This window comes from Streptomyces yongxingensis (genome assembly GCF_055597465.1).
The window spans coordinates 4,285,955-4,306,820 of sequence record NZ_CM145717.1 but is presented as its reverse complement, the minus strand read 5'-3'; the positions used below and the strand labels follow the sequence as shown (position 1 = coordinate 4,306,820).

The 20,866-nt window shown below is 74.1% G+C and carries 11 protein-coding genes; 8 read left to right on the top strand and 3 right to left on the bottom strand.

Annotated elements, in window-relative coordinates; translation table 11 throughout:
* Window positions 1–163: 163 nt before the first annotated feature.
* The 5 genes from ACZ6TD_RS18020 to moeZ all read left to right on the top strand — a co-directional run bounded on the left by ACZ6TD_RS18020 (window position 164) and on the right by moeZ (window position 6,640).
* A complete protein-coding gene (locus ACZ6TD_RS18020) occupies window positions 164–1,999 on the top strand; it encodes a DUF3492 domain-containing protein (RefSeq protein ID WP_471355165.1) in 1,836 nt (611 codons plus the stop codon).
* The gene (locus ACZ6TD_RS18015; protein ID WP_471355164.1) at window positions 1,996–3,393 is read left to right on the top strand and encodes a hypothetical protein; all 1,398 of its coding nucleotides are present in this window, start codon (window positions 1,996–1,998) and stop codon (window positions 3,391–3,393) included. The genes ACZ6TD_RS18020 and ACZ6TD_RS18015 overlap by 4 nt, the downstream gene beginning before the upstream one ends.
* Window positions 3,394–3,553: 160 nt before the next feature.
* Window positions 3,554–4,621, top strand: a complete 1,068-nt coding sequence (locus ACZ6TD_RS18010; protein WP_471355163.1) for an NAD-dependent epimerase/dehydratase family protein — start codon at window positions 3,554–3,556, stop codon at window positions 4,619–4,621.
* Window positions 4,609–5,376 carry a spherulation-specific family 4 protein gene (locus ACZ6TD_RS18005; protein ID WP_471355162.1) on the top strand — a complete coding sequence of 256 codons (768 nt, stop codon included), beginning with the start codon at window positions 4,609–4,611 and terminating at the stop codon, window positions 5,374–5,376. Before ACZ6TD_RS18010 ends, ACZ6TD_RS18005 begins: the two co-directional genes overlap by 13 nt.
* An 85-nt stretch (window positions 5,377–5,461) precedes the next feature.
* Window positions 5,462–6,640 carry an adenylyltransferase/sulfurtransferase MoeZ gene (gene moeZ, locus ACZ6TD_RS18000; protein ID WP_471355161.1) on the top strand — a complete coding sequence of 393 codons (1,179 nt, stop codon included), beginning with the start codon at window positions 5,462–5,464 and terminating at the stop codon, window positions 6,638–6,640.
* 128 nt (window positions 6,641–6,768) lie between these two features.
* Here moeZ and ACZ6TD_RS17995 read toward each other — a convergent pair whose 3' ends face one another.
* The 3 genes from ACZ6TD_RS17995 to ACZ6TD_RS17985 form a co-directional block, all read right to left on the bottom strand.
* On the bottom strand, window positions 6,769–8,373 hold the full coding sequence (locus tag ACZ6TD_RS17995; protein ID WP_471355160.1) for an alpha/beta hydrolase: 1,605 nt from the start codon (window positions 8,371–8,373) through the stop codon (window positions 6,769–6,771).
* A 96-nt stretch (window positions 8,374–8,469) separates the two neighbouring features.
* Window positions 8,470–9,978, bottom strand: a complete 1,509-nt coding sequence (locus ACZ6TD_RS17990; protein WP_471355159.1) for an alpha/beta hydrolase — start codon at window positions 9,976–9,978, stop codon at window positions 8,470–8,472.
* A 167-nt stretch (window positions 9,979–10,145) separates the two neighbouring features.
* On the bottom strand, window positions 10,146–12,917 hold the full coding sequence (locus tag ACZ6TD_RS17985) for a lysylphosphatidylglycerol synthase transmembrane domain-containing protein (RefSeq protein ID WP_471355158.1): 2,772 nt from the start codon (window positions 12,915–12,917) through the stop codon (window positions 10,146–10,148).
* A gap of 269 nt (window positions 12,918–13,186) precedes the next feature.
* On the opposite strand from ACZ6TD_RS17985, the gene ACZ6TD_RS17980 reads away from it, so the two are divergent.
* The 3 genes from ACZ6TD_RS17980 to ACZ6TD_RS17970 all read left to right on the top strand — a co-directional run bounded on the left by ACZ6TD_RS17980 (window position 13,187) and on the right by ACZ6TD_RS17970 (window position 20,866).
* Window positions 13,187–13,567: an MGMT family protein gene (locus ACZ6TD_RS17980; RefSeq protein ID WP_471355156.1), complete on the top strand. Its 381-nt coding sequence runs from the start codon at window positions 13,187–13,189 to the stop codon at window positions 13,565–13,567.
* A gap of 337 nt (window positions 13,568–13,904) precedes the next feature.
* Window positions 13,905–17,084 (top strand): ATP-dependent helicase, encoded by a 3,180-nt coding sequence (locus ACZ6TD_RS17975; protein WP_471357826.1) that lies wholly within the window; start codon window positions 13,905–13,907, stop codon window positions 17,082–17,084.
* A 128-nt stretch (window positions 17,085–17,212) separates the two neighbouring features.
* Complete coding sequence (locus ACZ6TD_RS17970) at window positions 17,213–20,866, top strand: UvrD-helicase domain-containing protein (protein ID WP_471355154.1); 3,654 nt, start codon at window positions 17,213–17,215, stop codon at window positions 20,864–20,866.

Sequence of the window (20,866 nt, the reverse complement as noted above, 5' to 3'; positions counted from 1 at the left end):
ATTCCCGATAGGTCACGTGCGTTCACCCCTTCCGGTGGTGCGACGGACAACCGTCCATCGCGCCATGGCCCTGCGCGCATAACGTGCTCCCGCTGCCTGACGGCGGCCGCCGCCGGTGACGGCGGCAGACGAACGGCCCGTTTGGGAGATCGGGGGTGCGCTCATGCGCGTGGGACTGCTTACGGAGGGTGGCTATCCGTACGCGATCGGTGGTGCCCGGGTGTGGTGCGACCGGCTGGTGCGCGGGCTCGCCCAGCATGAGTTCGAGGTGTACGCGCTCAGCCGAGGCCCCGGTCAGGAGGGTGCGGGCCGGGGCGAGCTGCCGCGGCACGTCGTCCGGGTGTGCACCGCGCCGCTGTGGGGAGAGCCGGAGCCCCGGCGGGGCAGGTGGGGCGGCCGTCGGCAGCGGCGGCGGTTCGCCGAGCACTTCGGGGAGCTGGCCGCGGCGATCAGCGCGCCTTACGGTTCCGGCGCGCCCCATGGCTCCGGTGTGCCCCATGGCTCCGGAGTGCCCGGGTGCTCCACGGACCAGGCGGACCGTTTCGCCAATGGTCTCCACGGCCTCGCGGACCTGGCCGGGGAGCACGGCGGACTGTCCGCCGCGCTCCGCTCCGAGGACGCCGTAAGGACGCTGGAGCGGGCCTGCCGCACCCTCGGGGCACCGCACGGCGCGCAGCGGGCGCGGGTCGCCGATCTGCTGACCGTCACCGAGGCCCTGGAGCGCGCACTGCGGCCGCTGTCGCTCGACTGGTACGGCGACGGGGCCGGAGGCGACCCGGGGCTGTCCGGGGTGGATCTGTGCCACGCCGCGACCGGCGGCGCCGCCGTGCTCCCCGGACTGCTGGCCAAGCGCCGCTTCGGCACCCCGCTGCTGCTCACCGAGTACGGCGTACGGCTGCGCGAGTGCTATCTGGCGGGCGCGGCCGGTGCGGAGGGCGGACGGCCGCTCTCCGGGCCCGTACGGTCCCTGCTGACCGCGTTCCACGGCCGACTGGCCGCCGAGGCGTACGCGCGGGCGGATCTGATCACCCCCGGCAATACGCACACCCGCCGCTGGCAGGAGCGGTGCGGCGCCGACCGGGAGCGGCTGCGCACCGTCTACCCGGGCATGGACGCCGCCCGCTTCGCGGAGGTCGGCGAGCAGGGCGCGGCCCCGTCCGAAGGCGACGACCGGACGCTGGTGTGGGTGGGCCGGATCGAGCCCCCCAAGGACGTCATCGCCCTGCTGCACGCCTTCGCCGAGGTGCGCCGGTGGCAGCCGGACGCACGGCTGAGGATCATCGAGACCCGGCGCGGCGAGGACCCGGAGCCGGACGGCTATCCGGCCCACTGCCGGGCGCTGGCCGACCATCTCTTCCCCGACGAGGCGGCGGACGCCCACTCCGCCGGTGACAACCCCGTCTCCTTCGAGCGGCTCGGCGACCCCGAGGTGCCGACCCTGGCCGACGCCTATGGGGCGGGCGGCGTCGTGGTGCTGTCCAGTGTGGTCGAGGGCTTTCCGGTCGGGCTGGTCGAGGCGATGTTCTGCGGGCGGGCCACGGTGTCCACGGATGTGGGCGCGGTGTGCGAGGTCATCGGCGGCACCGGGCTCGTGGTGCCCCCGCGCAACCCCCGGGCGCTCGCGGACGCGTGCCTGGCGCTGCTGAGCGACGCCGAGCGCTGTGCGCGCCTGGGCGCCGCCGCGCGCGCCCGTGCGCTGGAGCTGTTCACGGTCGAGCAGAACGTCGCGGCGTTCCGCGGGATCTATCTGGAGCTGATGTCGCACTGCCCGGTGCCGCGTGAGGAGGTCGGCGAGGGCGGCGGGCCGCTGCCGTTCGCCCGCCCCGCCGAGGCCCATGTGCCGGGGCGCTGGACCGCGGGCCGCGACGGCGACGGCTTCGGGCACCGGCTGCCCGGACCGGCCGCCTCCCGCCCCGCCCCGGAGCACACCCCCACCTGGGCCGGCCCACCGCGCGAGCCGCTGGGCGTGGGCCCGCGCCCGTCCGAGGAGGGCGCATGACCACGCCTCCCCGGTGGAACGGCCCGCTCGATCCGGCCTCCTCCGGTCGCGGCCCCGCCTCCGAAGACCGTGGCCCCGCCTCGGACCGTGGCCTTGTCTCGGACCGCGGCCTTGTCTCCGATCGTGGCCTCGCCGCCCTGTCCGGGGCCGCCCGGGTGCCGGTCTCCCGGCGGCCGGACGAGGCGTCCGCGCGCACCGGCGCCGGAAAGGCGCAGGCGAAGGGGCGGCGCGGGCCCGCCGATCCGGTGCGGGCGCTGATGCACCGCCACCACGACCTGTGCGCCCGCGCCGTCGATCCGCTGGAGATCGCCGCCGGACTGGAGGCCCACGGTGTGACGGACCGCACCGCCGCGCGCTTCCGGCATCGCGATGTCTTCTCGCTCGCCGAGGAGCTGTACGCCCGGGTGCCGCGCGCCGAGGAGCCCGCGCCCCCGGCCGCCCCCGCGCCGGGGCGCGCGCTGGGCGTGCGGATGACGTTCGCGGCGCTGTGGCTGCTGCCGGGCGCCCTGTGCGCGGCGACCACCTCCGCCGCCTTCCGCGTCGGTGCCATCCGTAAGGACACCACCGTCGGCCTCGCCCTGGGCGCGGGCGGCGCCGCCCTGACGCTCGTCGCCCTGTGGCTCTGTCTGCGCCGCGGCCCCCTGCGCGTCCGTGGGAGCGGGCGCCGGGGTCGTATGGCGCACACCCTCGGCACCGGCTGGCTGCTCGGCTACGCCGCCGCCGGGGACTGGCTGCTCACCGGGCTCCTCGACGGACGCCGCCCCTATGACGCGGCGCCCGCGGCCGAGGCCGCCGTCCTCCTCGCCCTGGCCGCCGCGCCCGCCGCGTGGTGCGCCCGCTGGTTCGCCGTCAGGGCGCGCCGCAGGCTGGCGGTCAGCCGCGGTCTCGAGGGGTTCGCGGCGGGGGCGCGCCCGCTGTTCGCGGGCGTGGTGACGGCCTTCCTCTGCGCCCTGGCGGCCCTGGTGCTCGCGGCCCGGCTCACGGTGCCCGGATCGCCTCCCGCCGCCGCGCCCCTCTCGACGGCCGAGGCCGCCGTCGTGGCGCTCTGCGGACTGCTGTTCCTCGCCCGGCTGCTCGCCGTCCACGGCTTCCGGAGGGCCGCGCTCAGCGGCATCGCCGTGGCCTGCGCGGCCCAGGCCGCGGCCCTGGCGACGGCGGCCGCCGCCCGGCTGCCGGGCGCCGCGCCGCTCGGGGAGCCCGTGGCACGGCTGACCGCCGCCCAGGGCGCGGCCGCCGTCCCCGCGGCCGCCTGCGGCGCCGCCGCGCTCGCCCTGCTGGTCCACGCGTTCGGCGCCCTGTGCCGGGCCTCCGCCCACGGCGACCCCGGCGCGCGTACCGCCCGGGCCGCCCGTGACACCCGTACGACCCGCACCGCCCCGGACCGCGCCCCATAAGGCGTCCACCGCGCCCGTAAGGGGCCCACCGCGCCCGGTAAGGCGCCCACCGAACCCGCCACCCCCCGTCCTTCCCCCAATGAGTCCGAATGAGTCCGAGGAGCAACCACATGAGCTGCGACATGACCGATCAGCGCGCCGGTACGGGGAGGCGCGACCGATGAGAGTCCTGTTGCTCGGATCCGGCGGATTCCTCGGCCGCTATGTGGCCGAACACCTGCTCGCCGACCCCGCCGTCCAGCTCACCGCGCTCGGCCGCGGCGACGACGCCGATGTGCGGTTCGACCTCTCCAACGGCAGCCCCGGCGCGCTCACTCGCTTCCTCAACGCGGTCCACCCCGGCGTCGTGATCAACTGCGCCGGGGCGACCCGCGGCGGGGCGCGCGAGCTCACCCGGCACAACACCGTCGCCGTGGCCACCGTCTGCGAGTCGCTGCGCCGCAGCGGCTGTGGCGCCCGCCTCGTCCAGATCGGCTGTTCCTCCGAGTACGGGCCCTCGCAGCCCGGCTCGTCGACCGCCGAGGACGCCGTGCCGCGCCCCGGCGGCCCGTACGGCGTGAGCAAGCTCGCCGCCACCGAGCTGGTGCTGGGCTCCGGTCTTGACGCGGTGGTGCTGCGGGTCTTCTCGCCCGTGGGCCCCGGCACTCCGGCCGGTTCGCCGCTGGGGCGGCTCGCGGAGGCGATGCGGCGCGCGATGCAGTCCGGGGAGAGCGAGCTCAAGCTGAGCGGCCTCGGCGTGCAGCGCGACTTCGTGGACGTACGGGACGTGGCGCGGGCGGTCCACGCGGCCTCGCTGTCGGCCGCGCAGGGCGTGGTCAACATCGGCAGCGGGCGCGCGGTGCGGATGCGCGAGGCGGCCTCCGTGCTCGCCAGGGTCGCGGGCTTCGGCGGCGCCCTGCACGAGATCGACAGCCCGCCGGGGCGCGGGGGACCGCATCACGTCCCGGCCGCCGCGGCCCACGTCCCGGCGCCCGCCCACCCCCATGGCGCGGCCCACGGCCACGCCACCGCCCACGGCCACGCACCCGCCCACCCCCAGGTGGCGGGCGAGCACGGCGGCGGCCCGGCAGGCGCCGGCGGCGCCACCACCTACCCCTATCCGGACGGCTGCGGCAGCTGGCAGCAGGCCGATGTGCGCACCGCCCGCGACCGGCTCGGCTGGCGCTCCAGGATCCCGCTGGAGGAGTCGCTCGCCGACATCTGGATGGAGGCGGCATGTCGCATCTGATCCCCGCGGGCCCCGGGCACGAGGTCCCGGCCACCGCCGCCCGGCTGGGCTTCGGAGTCCCCGGCTACGCCCACCCCCTGGTGGCGCCCACCGAGTGGGCCGAGCTCACCCGCCCCGGCGCGCCCCTGCACTGGGCGGTCCTCAATGTCGCCCGCGGCCCCGGCTCGCGCAGGGATCCGCACTGCCTTACGGCGGCGGCCCGGCTGCGCGCCACGGGCGTACGGGTGCTGGGCCATCTCGACCTGCGGTGCGGCACCCGCCCCTTCGGCGAGGTGATCAGTGACGCGAACCACTTCCTGGACTGGTACCAGGTCGACGGCTTCTGTCTGGAGCGCTGCCCGGTGGACCGCCCCGGACTGCCGGAGGTCCGCCGTACGGTGGCCACGCTGCGCGCGCTGCTGGGCGGGGCCTATCTGGTGCTCGGCCAGGGCATCCATCCGCATGAGGGCTATATGGAGCTCGCCGACCAGCTCGTGACCTACCGGGGCTCGTGGGCCGACTACCGTTGGTCCCAGGTGGCCGAGTGGACCGCGGGGTATCCGCCCGAACGGTTCTGCCACCAGGTGCACGGCGTTCCCCGCCGGCATCTCGAGGAAGCGCTGAGGATCGCCCGCTGGCAGGGGGCGGGCACGATCTACTTCACCGACCGTACGGCCCATCCCGAGGGGCGGACCTGCACCGATTCCCCCTGGACGGCCCTGCCCGGCTACTGGGACGAAATCGTCTCGCGACTCGGACCATGTGTCATGGAATGAGATGGGGCGTGGCAGTGTTACGAGAAGAAAACCACCCCGCTCACGCGGGGGTGAACCGTCTGCTCCCTCCCCTTACGGAGTCCCCGTGTCGCTGCCACCCCTGGTCGAGCCGGCTCCCGAGCTCACCGTCGACGAGGTCCGCAGGTACTCGCGCCATCTGATCATCCCCGATGTCGGGATGGACGGGCAGAAGCGGCTGAAGAACGCCAAGGTGCTCTGTGTGGGCGCGGGCGGCCTCGGCTCCCCGGCCCTGATGTACCTCGCCGCGGCCGGCGTGGGCACCCTCGGCATCGTGGAGTTCGACGAGGTCGACGAGTCCAACCTGCAGCGCCAGATCATCCACAGCCAGGCGGACATCGGCCGGTCCAAGGCGGAGTCCGCCCGTGACACGGTCCTCGGCATCAACCCGTACGTGAACGTCGTGCTGCACGAGGGCCGTCTCGAGGCGGACAACGTGATGGAGATCTTCTCCCAGTACGACCTGATCGTGGACGGCACCGACAACTTCGCCACCCGCTATCTGGTCAACGACGCGTGCGTGCTGCTGAACAAGCCGTACGTGTGGGGTTCGATCTACCGCTTCGACGGCCAGGCGTCGGTCTTCTGGTCCGAGCACGGCCCCTGCTACCGCTGCCTGTACCCGGAGCCCCCGCCGCCCGGCATGGTCCCGTCCTGCGCCGAGGGCGGCGTGCTGGGCGTGCTGTGTGCCTCCATCGGCTCCATCCAGGTCACCGAGGCCATCAAGGTGCTCACCGGCACCGGAGACCCGCTGGTCGGCCGTCTGATGATCTACGACGCCCTGGAGATGACCTACCGCCAGGTCAAGGTCCGCAAGGACCCGGACTGCGCGGTCTGCGGCCCGAACCCGACCGTCACCGAGCTGATCGACTACGAGGCGTTCTGCGGTGTGGTGTCGGACGAGGCCCAGGAGGCGGCGGCCGGTTCGACGATCACTCCCAAGCAGCTCAAGGAGTGGATCGACGACGGCGAGAACATCGACATCATCGATGTCCGCGAGCCCAACGAGTACGAGATCGTCTCGATCCCCGGCGCCCGGCTGATCCCGAAGAACGAGTTCCTGATGGGCGGCGCCCTCCAGGACCTTCCGCAGGACAAGAAGATCGTCTTGCATTGCAAGACGGGTGTCCGGTCGGCGGAAGTCCTGGCCGTCCTGAAGTCCGCGGGCTTCTCCGACGCCGTCCATGTGGGCGGCGGCGTGATCGGCTGGGTCAACCAGATCGAGCCCGACAAGCCGGTCTACTGATCTCCGGTACGCACCGCCCGTAAGGGGGCCGGACCGCCGCGCCGACGGCGATCCGGCCCCCTTACGGCTTTACGGGCTGCAGGGCCCTCTTACGGCTGCGGGGCCTTCTTACGGCTGCCGCGAGAGCCTCAGCGGCAGGTCGTGCCGCCCGCGGGCACCTTCCCGTCCAGCAGATAGGCGTTCACGGTCTTCGTCATACAGGCGTTGCCGCTGTTGTACGCGCCATGGCCCTGCCCCTTGTAGGTGACCTCGACGCCCACGCCCTTGCCCAGCTCCTGGACCATCTTCCGGGCCCCCTCGTACGGCGTGGCCGGGTCGCCGGTGTTGCCGACCACGAGGATCGGCGCCGAGCCCTCGGCGTGGACGTCCGGGGTGTCCGTGGTGCCGTCCACCGGCCAGCCGGTGCAGCCGAGCATGCCCCAGGCCAGATACTCGCCGAAGACGGGTGACGCCTTGCGGAAGCGCGGAAGCTGCGCCTTCACATCGGTCACCGTGTAACGCTGCCTGTCGTCCACGCAGTTGATGGCCGCGTTGGCGGCGTTGATGTTGCTGTAGTGGCCGTTCTCGTCGCGGCCGGACATCGAATCGGCCATCGCGAGCAGCATGTTGCCCTCCTCGAGCTGCATCGCCTCCTGCAGCCCGAGCGTCAGGTACTTCCAGCTCTCCTTGTCGTAGAGCGCGGCGGCGATACCGCCCAGCGCCCCGTCCTGGGTGAGCTTGCGGCCGCTCTCGGTGGACAGCGGCTTCTTGTCGAGCTTCTTCAGGAAGGCCACGATCCGGTCGGCGCCCGCCGCCGGGTCGCCGCCGGTCGGGCAGGCCGTGCCCTTCTTGGCGCAGTCCTTGAGGTAGTTGTCGAGCGCGAGCTGGAAGCCCTTCGCCTGGCCGTAGGAGCCCTGCTCGGGGTCCTCGGTGGGGTCGACCACGGCGTCCAGGACCGCGCGTCCCACCCGCTTCGGGTACAGATGGGCGTAGACGCCGCCGAGTTCGGTGCCGTAGGAGATGCCGAAGTACGACAGCTTGTCGTCGCCCAGCACCTGCCGCATGAGGTCCATGTCGCGGGCGGCGCTCACGGTGTCCACATGGGCGAGCACCTTGCCGGAACGCTTCTGGCAGCCCTTGATGAACGCCTTGGCGTCCGCCATCGCGGTCTTGACCTCGGCGTCATTGTCCGGAGTGCTGTCCACGGCGTCCGAGGCGTCGATCTCCTCGTCGCTCTGGCACCGCACCCCGGCGCTCTCGCCGACCCCGCGCGGATCGAAGCTCACCAGGTCATAGCGTGAGCGCAGGGTGTCGTAGGCGGCGGCGAAACCGGGGAGCGAGGAGACACCGGAGCCGCCGGGTCCGCCGAAATTGAACACCAGGGAGCCGATGCGCTTGCCCGATCCGGTGGCCTTGGCGCGGATCATGGCCAGATCAATCGTTTCGCCTCTGGGCTTCGCGTAGTCCAGCGGCGCCTTGAGAGTGGCGCATTCCCACTCGCTTCCCGGCTTCTCACCGGTGCCCTGCATCGCGGTCGGGGCAGGGCAGGACGACCAGTTGAGCTTCTGACCGGTGAGCGAGCCCGGCAGCCCGGAATCCGAAGGCGCGGCGGGGGCCGACGTCGAGGGCTTGGACGACGCCTTGCCCTGCTCGTTTCCCCCGTCGTCGTCGCAGCCCGCGACGGCGAGGAGGGTGACCATGGCGGTCATGGAGACCAGCGCCCTGGTCCGTATGGTGCGTGAGGAACTCGGCATATCCGGAGATCCTATGAGGAGGCGGGGGCGGAATCGTCCGCAAGTCTTCTCAAATAGGTCACGGTTCGCGCGGCGGACCCGCCCGCGGACCCCGGTCTAGGTGCAGACCTTGCCCTTCGGAGGCACCGTGCCCTGGAGCAGATAGGCGTTGACCGTCTTTCGGACACAGGCGTTGCCGCTGTCGTACGCCCCATGGCCCTCGCCCTTGTAGGTGAGCTGGACGCCGACCCCGGGGCCCAGCTCCTTCGCCATCCGCGCGGCACCCTCGTACGGGGTCGCCGGGTCACCGGTGTTGCCGACGACCAGGATCGGCGCGGCCCCCTTGGCGCTCACGTCGGGCGTGGTCCAGGCGCCGCGGACCGGCCAGTCGGTGCACTGGGTCAGGCCCCACGCCATCATGTCGCCGAAGACGGGGGAGACCTTACGGAAGGTGGGCAGCTTCCGCTCGATGTCCGGGACCGTATAGCGCTGCTTGAAGTCGGCGCAGGTGATGGCGGCGAGGGCGGACTGGAGGGTGCTGTAGCGGCCGTCCGGGCCGCGTCCGTTCATGGCGTCCCCCAGGGCCAGCAGGATCCTGCCGTCGCCCCGCTGGGCGGCCGCGATCCCCTGGGTGAGGTACTGCCAGTACTCCTTCGAATAGAGGGACTGCGCGATACCGCCGTCGGCCAGGGACTCGGTCAGCTTCCGGCCGCCGTAACCGCGCACCGGACGGCCGTCGAGCCGCTTCAGCAGCGAGCGGATCCGGTTCTGGGTGGGGCAGCTGTAGACGCTGGTCCTGGTGCACCCCTTCAGATAGTCGTCGAGGGCGCGCTGGAACCCCTTGGCCTGGCCGAGCGCGCCCTGCTCGGGCGTCTGCATGGGGTCCACGACCCCGTCGAAGAGGGCGCGTCCCACCCGCTTCGGGTACAGATGGGCGTAGACGCCGCCGAGTTCGGTGCCGTAGGAGACGCCGAAGTAGTGCATCTTCTTGTCGCCGAGGACGCGCCGCATGAGATCCATGTCACGGGCGGCGTTGGTGGTGCCGACGTACGGCAGGATCGTGCCGGAGTTCTTCTCGCATCCGGCGGCATAGGTCTTCACCCGGCGGACCAGGCTCTTCACCTCGGCGTTGTCGTTCGGGGTGGAGTCGGCGGCGTAGTAGGCGTCGAGCTGCCGGTCCGGGAGGCAGCGCACCCCGCTGCTGCGGCCGACCCCGCGCGGATCGAAGCTGACCAGGTCGTAGCGGGTCCGAAGCTGCTTGTAGCCGCCCGCGAGCGCCGGGAGGGTGGCCACGCCCGAACCGCCCGGGCCGCCGAAGTTGAAGATCAGCGAGCCGATCCGGTGGCGCCGGTCGGTGGCCTTGGCGCGGATCATGGCGATGCCGATGGTCTTGCCGTGCGGCTTGCGGTAGTCCACCGGCACATGGAGCGTCGCGCACTCCCACTCCCCGCCCGGGGCCTTGGTGGCGGCCGCGTCCTGGCTCGAGGAGGGGGCGGGGCAGCTGGACCAGTCCAGCTTCTGGTGGGCCGAGGTGTCCGGCCGTCCGCCGTCGCCACCGCATCCGGCGGCCAGGGCGGTCAGCAGCAGGGCGGCGGACAGCGCACCGAGGCGCAGAGGTCGGGACACGGCGGCTCTCCCGTGGGTGGGGGTACCGCCATCGTGAGGTCCGCGCCCGCCGTACGCGCGCACAGCGGGGGCGTACGGGTGAGGGGAGCCCCCCGGGTGCCCGGTGCCCGGGGGAGGGCTCCAGAGGGGCCTCTACGGGCGCCGCGGCGCCCGTATCGGGCGTGCCCCTACAGCGCCTCTTTGCGGGTGAGGTGGGTGAAGGCCACCCAGCCGGGCAGCACCGGCAGCCAGAAGACCATCAGCCGGAAGAGCAGCACCGCGGGCGCCGCCGTCTCGTACGGCAGCCCGGCGAAGGTCAGACCCGCGATCAGGGCGGCCTCGACCGCGCCCACACCGCCGGGGGTGGGCGCCGCGGACCCCAGGGCGTTGCCCGCGAGGAAGACGACGGCGATGCTCGCGTAGCTCAGCTCACCGCCGAACGCCCGGATCGCGGAGTCGAGGCACATCACGTTCGCGGCGGTCAGCAGCAGGGTGCCGCCGATGCCGGCGAGCAGCTTCTTGGGCCGCTGCAGCACGTCCAGCATGCGCGGGATGACGCCCGCGAACAGCGACCGCACCCGGGTGGAGACGAACTTCCGCAGGACGGGAATGGCGGTCACCACCAGCACCAGGACGGCGGCCGTCAGCAGCCCGGCGATCACGGTCCGGGACGGCGAGAGCGCCGGGGTGCGCTCGGTGCCGGTGATGTAGCCGAAGGTCAGCAGCAGCACGATATGGCTGGCGAGCCCGAACAGCTGGGAGGCGCCCACACTGGCCACCGCGAGCCCCGGCCGCACCCCCGCGCGCTGCAGGAAGCGGGTGTTGAGGGCGACCCCGCCGACCGCCGCGGGCGCCACCAGCTTCACGAACGAGGCGGCCACCTGTGCCAGCACCGTCCGCCCGAGGGGCACCTTCTCCGGGACGAAGCCGAGCAGGCTCAGCGCCGCGGCCAGATAGGTGAGCGCGGAGAAGGCGAGCGCGAAGATGACCCAGATCCAGTTGGCCTCGCCGACCAGGGCGCCCAGCTTGAGATGGGTGAACTGGGACAGCAGGAAGTACGCGGCGAAGGCCCCCGCGCAGAAGCTGACCAGGGTGCGCGGCTTGATGCGCTCCAGCCGTTCGGGCTCTATCGGTGCCTGCGGCCTCACCAACAGCACCTGCTGGCGGATCTGGGAGAGCAGATCCTCCTCGCGGGCGTCCTCCAGGGCCTCCTCCATGGCGCGCTTCTCCGCCTGCTTCTCGGCCTTGGCGGTCTTACGGTCGCCGGCGGCCGCCTCCGGGCCCCCGGCGGCCTCCTGTGCCTCCCGCGCCTCGGCCTCCCGGGCCTCCTTGGCCTCCTTGGCGGCGTGGGACGCCTCCAGGACGGCCTCCCGATGGCGCTGGGCGCGCTCGCGCGCGAGCTGGCGCAGGGTCGCGCGGGTGCCCCGGCCGAGCGCCAGGGGCTGCAGCAGCGGAAGGCTGCCGGCGACCGCGTCCGGGCCGAGGACCTCCACCGCGGCGGCCACGGAGCGCTCGGCGCCCACCCGCAGGCCCAGGGTGGTCAGCAACTGCGCGATGTCCATCCGCAGCACCACGTCACCGGCCGCGATCTCACCGCCGCGCAGATCGGTCAGGAAGACCGTGCCGTTGCGGTCGACCAGCAGGGCGTCGCTGTCCAGCCGCCGGTGGGCGATCCGCCGCGACTGGAGCGCCTGGACCTGGTGCCAGGCCCCGGCCAGCAGCTCGTCGGTGATCGCCTCGTCCGGCAGGGCGTGCAGCGGGCGCCCGCCGACGTGCTCGTAGACGAGTATCACGGCGTCCGGGCCGAGCTCGGAGGTGGCGATCAGCTTGGGCGCGTTGGCCCCGGCCGCGATGGCCGCGTAGGCGAGCAGCGCCTCCTGCTCCAGGGCCTGGCGCAGCGACTGGAGGCTGCGCGGCGGGGTGATCGTCCGCAGGGTCAGCCGCTGCCAGACGCCGTAGAAGAAGCCCCGGGCCTGCTGCTCCCGGTCGACGACGGTGACGTCCAGGGGCGGGCCGTCCTCCAGGGTGACCAGATAGCGGCGGCCCCGGTCGCCATGACCGCCGTGCTCGTCCTCGGGCTCCTCGGCGCGCATGGCGCTGACCGGGTTGAAGCCGACCCGGCGCAGCCCGGCGAGCAGGTGCTGGCCGGTGGGGCGCACATTGGGGGAGCCGACCGCGTAGAGCGTGCCGTAGGCCACCGCCCAGCCGATGAGCACCGTAAGGATGATCGAGAAGGGTGTGGTGTAGCCGCCCACGAGCACCGCGAAGGCGTCGAGCAGCAGCACGCACCACATGGCCACCCGCCAGCGCGGGCGCCGGGCCATGCCGACGGCCGTCATATAGGCGATGACGGGGGCGAGATAGCCGTGCACGGGGTCGCTGAAGGTGCCGCCGGGCGCGGGCTGGGTGAGGGCCTCGCGGAGCGAGCCGGGGGCGCCTCTGGCGACCCAGAGGTCCGTGGCGAGGGACACTCCGTGGGCCAGCACCGCGGCCAGCACGCCGTCGGCGATCCGCAGCCCGTCCCGTTTGATCAGCCGCTCGAAGGCGAAGGCCACCGGCAGGACGAGGACGGCCACCCCGGCCGTGAGCCCCGCGAAGTCGATCAGTAGCGGGGGCGCCTGGTTGGCGCCGTGCCCGATGTCCTTCTCCAGACCCGCGGTGGTGCCGTGGGCGAAGGCCGCGATGGCGAGCACGACGGCCATGCCGAGGATCCCGAGCAGCATCCGCAGCAGATCGGAGGGGCGGTGCACGCGGGCCGGCAGCAGCGGCTCGTCGCCGGAGACGCGGTCCACATGGCCCTCCGGTCCGTCCGGGCCGCAGTCATCCCCCGAGCCCGGGGCCTCTGTCTCCGGCCGACCGGGCGGTGTCGTGGAGTGCGGCAACGCCTCCGGGGTGCGGGCCTCCTCCTCCGGAGGCTGCGCACCCTGCTGCTTCGCCGTCTCTTCTTGATCTCGTATCACCAGTCACCGCCCGGAAGATGGTGGCATGCCCGGGCTGCGGAGGGGGGCATCAGGGTGCATTTCGGGGACGTGGACCCCGAATGGTACGCCCTGCTGAGGATTCCCGCACAATGCGTGATCGAACCGCGATCCCGCCCGAAGCGGGCCTGCCGCCACCCTGCGCGGGGCACGCGGTGGTGCGCTCTGCGGGGTGTGCGGAGGGGCGTGCGGAGGGGGGTGCGGCGCGGCTGCCGTCGGGGCTGTCGGAGCGGTGCGGCAGGATGGGGCGGATGAGCCGGGAGAGCAGGGAGCCGGAGGACGGGGACAGCGCCGAGGAGCTGCCCGAGTACGCCGAGCGGGTGCTGGAGGTGGCCGAGTTGATCCCCTCCGGCCGCGTGATGACCTATGGGGACGTCGCCGAATGGCTGGAGGAGGGCGGCCCGCGCCAGGTCGGGCGGGTGATGGCGCTCTACGGGGGCGCCGTGCCGTGGTGGCGGGTGGTGCGCGCGGACGGTGTGCTGCTGCCAGGCCACGAGCTGCGTGCCCTTGACCACTACCGCGAGGAGGGCACCCCGCTGCGCGAGGCGCCGCGCTCGGCCGAGGGCCATGTGCCGCGGATCGACATGGCCAGGGCCCGGTGGGACGGGGGCGGCCAGGACCGCGGCCGGTAGCGGGGCGGCTCTCGGAAGCGCCGCGGGACCGGGGCGGCCGTCCCCGGGGGCGGCGGACGCGCGGCCGTGCCGGGGCGCGGTGAGCGCGGGGCCGTACGCGTGCGCGGCGGGCCCGCGGTCGTACCGGCGGTATCCACAGCCATAAGGGTGAGGCCCCACCGCGCATGAGAGGCTGTCCCGCACCCAGCCAACCCACCAGGACCGGCGATCCAACGTGAGCTCCTCCCCCTCGTCCCTTCCGCGGCAGCGGCAGGCACGGCAGCCGTCCTCACGGCAGTCGGCCCAGGGCGTCTACCGCCTGCTCCGTCATCGGCCGGAGCCAGGTGCCCTTCCTGTCCTGGACGCACGGCAGCGCGCTGTGGTTGAGCATCGGGGCGGTCCTTTGCTGGTGCTCGCCGGGCCCGGCACGGGCAAGACCACGACGCTCGTGGAGGCGGTGGCCCGCCGGGTGCGCGAGGGCGCGGATCCCGAGCGGCTCCTGGTGCTCACCTTCAGCCGTAAGGCGGCCGTCGAACTGCGCGACCGCATGGCCGCGCGCCTGGGCGGCGCGAGCGCCCCGCGGGCCACGACCTTCCACTCCTACTGCTACGCACTGGTCCGTGCCCACCAGGACGTCGATCTCTTCGTCGATCCGCTGCGGCTGCTCTCCGGACCGGAGCAGGACGTCGTCGTCAGGGAGCTGCTCGCCGGTCAGGCCGAGCTGGCGAGCGAGGGCCGGGCCTTCGTCCGCTGGCCGGACGACCTGCGCGCCTGCCTGACCACGCGGGGCTTCGCCGACGAGGTGCGCGCGGTGCTCGCCCGCAGCCGGGAGCTGGGCCTCGGCCCACGGGCGCTGGGGGAGTTCGCCCAGCGCACCGGGCGCCCCGACTGGTCCGCCGCGGCCGGCTTCCTCGCCGAGTACCTCGACGTCCTGGACGCCCAGGGGGTGCTGGACTACGCGGAACTGGTGCACCGCGCGGTGCTGCTCGCCGGACGGCCGGAGGTCGCGGCCGAGCTGGCGGGGCGGTACGACGCGGTGTTCGTCGACGAGTACCAGGACACCGACGTGGCCCAGGGGCGGCTGCTGCGGGCGCTCGCGGGCGGCGGCAGGACCCTGCTCGCCTTCGGCGACCCCGATCAGTCGATCTACGCCTTCCGCGGCGCCGACGTCGGCGGCATCCTCCGCTTCCGCGAGGACTTCCCGCGGGCGGACGGCCGCCCCGCCGACATGGAGGTCCTCACCGTCTCCCGCCGCTCGGGGGCCGCCCTGCTCGCGGCCACCCGGCAGATCACCGGCCGGATGCCGCTCACCCGGCTGCCCGCGCGAGCCGTAAGGGCGCACCGGGAGCTCGCGGCCACCCGCGACGGCGGCCGCGTCGAGGTCTACACGTACCCCACCGCGGGCGCCGAGCTCGACAATGTGGCCGACATCCTGCGCCGCGCCCATCTGGAGGAAGGGGTGCCTTGGCGCGAGATGGCCGTCCTGGTGCGCGCCGGGGGGCGCTCGATCCCGGGTGTGCGCCGGGCGCTCACCTCGGCCGGAGTCCCGGTCGAGGTGGACGGCGATGACATCCCACTGCGCCATGAGCCCGCCGTGGCTCCCCTGCTGACGGCGTTGCGGGCGGCCGCCACGGCCGCGCTGCCGGACAGCGGCGGGCTGTCCGCGACCCTCGGCGTCGAGACCGCCCTGACCCTGCTCGCCTCGCCTCTCGGCGGTATGGACGCCGCCGATCTGCGCCGCCTTGGCCGCGCGCTGCGCGACGAGGAGCGGTCGGCCGGGCGGGCGGTGCCGCGCCCCTCCGACGTCCTGCTCGCCGAGGCGCTCGCCGAGCCGGAGCGCCTCGCCGTCCACGACCCGGCGTACGCGCGCGGCGCCCAGCGGCTCGGGCTGCTGCTGCGCACGGCCCGCGAGGCGCTGGCCCGGGGCGGCACAGCCGAACAGGCGCTGTGGGGGCTGTGGGACGGCACCCCCTGGCCCGGCCGACTGGAGCGGGCCGCGCAGCGCGGCGGCACCGCCGGGCGGAACGCGGACCGCGACCTGGACGCGGTGTGCGCGCTGTTCGAGACCGCCGCCCGCGCCGAGGAGCGCACCGGCGGCCGCGGCGCCCTCAACTTCCTGGAGGAGATCGACGCCCAGGACATAGCCGCCGACACCCTCTCCCGCCGGATGGTCCGCCCCGACGCCGTACGGCTGATGACCGCCCACCGCTCCAAGGGGCTCGAATGGGCCCTGGTTGTCGTCGCCGGGGTGCAGGAGGGGCTGTGGCCCGATCTGCGGCGGCGCGGCTCGCTCCTGGAGGCCGACCGGATCGGCCGGGACGGGCTGGCCGAGCCGCTGCCGCCGGGCGCGCTGCTGGCCGAGGAGCGGCGGCTGTTCTACGTGGCGGCGACGCGCGCCAAGGAGCGGCTCGTGGTCACCGCCGTCAAGGCCGCCTCCGAGGACGGGGACCAGCCCTCCCGCTTCCTGGCCGAGCTGGGCGTCCCGCCCACCGACGTCACCCACCGGCCGCGCCGCCCGCTGTCCGTCGCCGCGCTCGTCGCCGAGCTGCGCGCCACCACCGTCGACCCGGACGCCTCGGAGGCGCTGCGGGACGCCGCCGCGCGCCGGCTGGCGCGGCTGGCGGCGCTGCGCGACGAGGAGGGCCGCCCGCTGGTCCCGGCCGCCCACCCCTACCGCTGGTGGGGGCTGTACGAGCCGACGCACAGCGAGGTCCCGCTGCGCGACCGGGACCGGCCCGTGGCGCTGTCCGGCAGCGCGCTCGACCAGCTCGTCAACACCTGCTCGCTCCAGTGGTTCCTGGGGCGCGAGGTGAAGGCGGACGCGCCCTCGACGGCCGCCCAGGGCTTCGGCAACGTCGTGCACGTCCTGGCCGACGAGGTCGCCTCCGGCCGCACCCCGGCCGATCTCGCGGTCCTCATGGAGCGCCTGGACTCCGTATGGGACGCGCTCGCCTTCGACGCCCCCTGGAAGTCACGGCAGGAGAAGGAGCAGGCGCGGGCGGCCCTGGAGCGCTTTCTGCAGTGGCATGTGATGGAGCGCGGCGGCCGCACCCCGGTCGCCACCGAGCACTCCTTCGACGTCACGCTCGAAGCCGACGTCTATAAGGTGCGCATCCGCGGCAGCATGGACCGCGTCGAGACGGACGCCCAGGGGCGCGCCTATGTGGTCGACTTCAAGACCGGTAAGCAGACCGTGACCCGCGGCGATGTCGAGCACCACCCCCAGCTTGCGGTCTATCAGCTGGCGGTGCGCGAGGGAGCCGTGGACGACGTCTTCGACGGGGGGCGCCCCGAGCCGGGCGGCGCGGAGCTGGTCCAGTTGCGGCAGGGTGCCGCCAAGAAGGACGGCGGCGACGATGTCCCCAAGGTCCAGGCCCAGGAGCCGCCGGACGGCGAGTGGGTGGGGCGGCTGCTCGCCACCGCGGCCGGGCGCGTCCTGGACGAGCGGTTTACCCCGAGCACGGGCGACCACTGCGAGCGCTGCGCCTTCCGGGGCGCGTGCAGCGCGCGGGCGGAGGGGCGCCATGTGGTCGACTGACGCTGCCGCGTACGGGGCTGGGGCGGCGCGGCACCGGGCTGACGCCGTTGCGCGTCAAGCCGTGCCTCCGGGGCGGCCGTCGACCGGGGTGGCGGGGCCTGTCGGTGGGCACCGATAGCCTCACTGGAGTGTCAGCCCGCATCACCGATCCCGAGGAGCTCAAGGAACTCCTCGGGATCCCGTTCACCCCGGAGCAGGTGGCGTGCATCACCGCACCGCCCGCCCCGCAGGTGATCGTCGCCGGGGCGGGCTCCGGAAAGACCACGGTGATGGCCGCCCGCGTCGTCTGGCTGGTCGGCACCGGCCAGGTCGCGCCCGACCGGGTGCTCGGCCTCACCTTCACCAACAAGGCCGCCGGGGAGCTGGCGGAGCGCGTCCGTAAGGCCCTCGTCACGGCGGGCATCGTGGACCCGGACCCGGATCCGGGCGCCACCGAGGAGGCCCCGGGCGAGCCCGTCATCTCCACCTACCACGCCTTCGCCGGACAGTTGCTCAAGGACCACGGGCTGCGCGTCGGCCTCGAGCCGAGCGCCCGGCTGCTCGCCGACGCCACCCGCTTCCAGCTCGCCGCGCGCGTCCTGCGCTCCGCCCCCGGCCCGTATCCGGCGCTCACCCGCCCCTTCTCCGACCTGGTCACCGATCTGCTCGCGCTCGACGCCGAGCTCGCCGAGCACCTCGTCCCCACCGGCCGGCTGCGCGCGTACGACACCGAGCTGCTGCGGACGCTGGAGGGCACGCGGCTCACCAACGAGGCGCTGCGCAAGGTGCCCGAGGCCGCCCGCGCCCGCCAGGAGCTGCTGGGCCTGGTCGAGGCGTACCGCGAGGAGAAGCGCCGCCGCGATCTGCTCGACTTCGGCGACCAGATCGCCCATTCGGCCACCCTGGCCCTGGACCACCCGGAGGTCGGCCGGATCCTGCGCGAGCAGTTCGCGGTCGTCCTGCTCGACGAGTACCAGGACACCTCCGTCGCCCAGCGGCTGCTGCTGTCCGGTCTCTTCGGCGGCGGCACCGGACACCCCGTCACCGCCGTCGGCGACCCCTGCCAGGCCATCTACGGCTGGCGCGGCGCCTCCGTGGCCAACCTGGACGACTTCCCCGAGCACTTCCCGCACGCCGACGGCAGCCCGGCGGAGCGCTTCGCGCTCAGCGAGAACCGGCGCAGCGGCGGCCGCCTCCTGGACCTCGCCAACGGGCTGGCCGCCCCGCTGCGGGCGATGCACGAGGGCGTCGAGGCGCTGCGCCCCGCACCCGGCGCCGAGCGGGACGGAGCGGTGCGCTGTGCGCTGCTGCCCACCCACGCCGAGGAGCTGGCCTGGCTCGCCGACTCCATCGCCCACCTGGTGCGCACCGGCACCCCGCCCAGTGAGATCGCGGTGCTGTGCCGTACGGCGGGTGACTTCGCGCAGATCCAGGGCGCGTTGGTGGAGCGGGACATTCCGGTGGAGGTGGTGGGCCTGTCGGGGCTGCTGCATCTGCCGGAGGTCGCCGATCTGGTGGCCGTCTGCGAGGTCCTCCAGGACCCGGGGGCCAACGCCGCCCTGGTCCGTCTGCTCACCGGGCCGCGCTGGCGGATCGGCCCCCGCGACCTGGCGCTGCTCGGCCGCCGCGCCCGCGCGCTGGTCTCTTACGGTGGGCCGGACGGGACGGAGGACGATCCCGACCGACGGCTCGCCGAGGCCGTCGAGGGCACCGACCCCTCCGAGGTGATCTCCCTCGCCGACGCCCTCGACACCTTCCTGGAGGCGGGCGGCGGCCCGGACGACGGGCTGCCCTTCTCGGCGGAGGCACGGGTCCGGTTCGCCCGGCTCGCCGCCGAACTCCGCGAGCTGCGCCGCTCGCTGGCCGACCCGCTGATGGACGTCCTGCACCGGGTCCTGGCCACCACGGGCCTGGAGGTCGAGCTGTCCGCCTCACCGCACGCCCTGGCCGCGCGCCGCCGCGAGACGCTCGGCAACTTCCTGGACGTCGCGGCCGCCTTCGCCGGCCGGGAGGGCGGCGCGGCCGTGGACGGCGAAGCCACCCTCCAGGGCTTCCTCGGCTTCCTGCGCACCGCCGCGCAGTACGAGAAGGGGCTCGACAACGCCCTGCCCGGCGGCGAGAACACGGTCAAGGTGCTCACCGCCCACAAGGCCAAGGGGCTGGAGTGGGACGTGGTGGCGGTGCCGGGGCTGGTCGCCAAGCAGTTCCCGAGCGAACAGTCCCGCGAGTCCTGGACGGCGAACGCGAAGGTGCTGCCGCACGAGCTGCGCGGGGACGCGCGGACCCTCCCGGACGTCACCGCCTGGACCAGCAAGGGGATCGCCGCCTTCAAGGACGCCATGAAGGGGCATCAGCGGACCGAGGAGCTCCGGCTGGGCTATGTGACCTTCACCCGGCCGCGCTCGCTGCTGCTCGGCTCCGGCCACTGGTGGGGCCCCACCCAGAAGCGTCCGCGCGGCCCGTCGGGCTTCCTGGACGCACTGCGCGAGCACTGCGAGGCCGGGTACGGCGAGATCGAGGCATGGGCCGAGCCGCCGGAGGAGGGCGCGGAGAACCCGGCCCTGCGGGAGTCGGCGGCCGACCGGGCCTGGCCGCTTCCGCTGGACCCGGCCGCGCTGCGCCACCGGCGCCGCGCCGCCGATGTCGTCCTCGCCCATCTGGCGCGCATCGAGACGGCGGGGGAGGGGGCTACCGCGCGGGACGAGGGGCGCCCCTCGGCAGACGGGGACCTCTTTCCGGAGCCCATGGAGGAGCTCGAACCCCCGGAGGACCCGGAGTGGCCCGAGCCTCCGGAGGATCCTTACGGTTCGTACGAGGACGAGCCCTACGACGACGCGTCGCACGGCGAAGGGCAGCCCCCCGATCCTTACGGCGCGCCGGAACCTGGCGTACCGGAACCCGATGTGCCCGAAATCACGTCAGAACCGGCCGAGGACGAGCTGGCGCCCGAGGAGGCCCGGCTGGTCGGCTCCTGGGACCGCGATCTGGACGCGCTCGCCGGAGAGCTGCGCCGGGCCCGCGAGACCGTGCACGAGGTGCCTCTGCCGGGCACGCTCACCGCGTCCCAGCTGCTGCGCCTCGCCGCCGACCCGGACGGCTTCGCACGGGAGCTGGCCCGCCCCATGCCCCGGCCGCCGCGCCCCGCCGCGCGGCGCGGCACCCGCTTCCACGCCTGGGTCGAGTCGCGCTTCGAGGCGCTGCCGCTGCCCTTCCTCGGCCCGGACGAGCTGCCGGGCGGCGAGGACGACGAGGCGGAGATCGCCGACGAGCGGGATCTGGCCGCGCTCAAGGAGGCGTTCGCCCGCACGCCGTACGCCCGTCGCACCCCTTACCGCGTGGAGGCGCCGGTCCAGCTGACCCTGGCGGGCCGCACGATCCGCGGCCGGATCGACGCGGTGTACCGCGAGTCCGGTACGGGCCCCGACGGCGGCCCGCGCTACGAGATCGTCGACTGGAAGACCGGCCGCACCCAGGACGCCGACCCGCTCCAGCTGGCCGTCTACCGCGTCGCCTGGGCCGAACAGCACGGGCTGCCCCTGTCGGCGGTCACGGCGGCCTTCGTGTACGTACGCAGCGGTGAGGTGGTCCGCCCCACCGGGCTGCCCGGCCGGGCCGGGCTCGAGCGCCTCCTGCTCGGGGAGCCGGGGGACGCGGACATTGACGGGGGCGGGGACGCCGACGTCGGCGGGAACGCGGACGTCGGCGGGAATCCGGACGTCGGCCGGAACGCGGACGGCGACAGGGACGCGACCGGAAACGACCGTATCGATGCCGGAACCGTCACCGAGAGCGAGCGCACCTGA

What these genes read in the sequence shown, in the direction of transcription:
- ACZ6TD_RS18020 (WP_471355165.1), top strand. Translation starts at nt 164, where the DNA reads ATGCGCGTGGGACTGCTTACGGAGGGTGGCTATCCGTACGCGATCGGT.
- ACZ6TD_RS18015 (WP_471355164.1), top strand. Translation starts at nt 1,996, where the DNA reads ATGACCACGCCTCCCCGGTGGAACGGCCCGCTCGATCCGGCCTCCTCC.
- ACZ6TD_RS18010 (WP_471355163.1), top strand. Translation starts at nt 3,554, where the DNA reads ATGAGAGTCCTGTTGCTCGGATCCGGCGGATTCCTCGGCCGCTATGTG.
- ACZ6TD_RS18005 (WP_471355162.1), top strand. Translation starts at nt 4,609, where the DNA reads ATGTCGCATCTGATCCCCGCGGGCCCCGGGCACGAGGTCCCGGCCACC.
- ACZ6TD_RS17995 (WP_471355160.1), bottom strand. Translation starts at nt 8,373, where the DNA reads ATGCCGAGTTCCTCACGCACCATACGGACCAGGGCGCTGGTCTCCATG.
- ACZ6TD_RS17980 (WP_471355156.1), top strand. Translation starts at nt 13,187, where the DNA reads ATGAGCCGGGAGAGCAGGGAGCCGGAGGACGGGGACAGCGCCGAGGAG.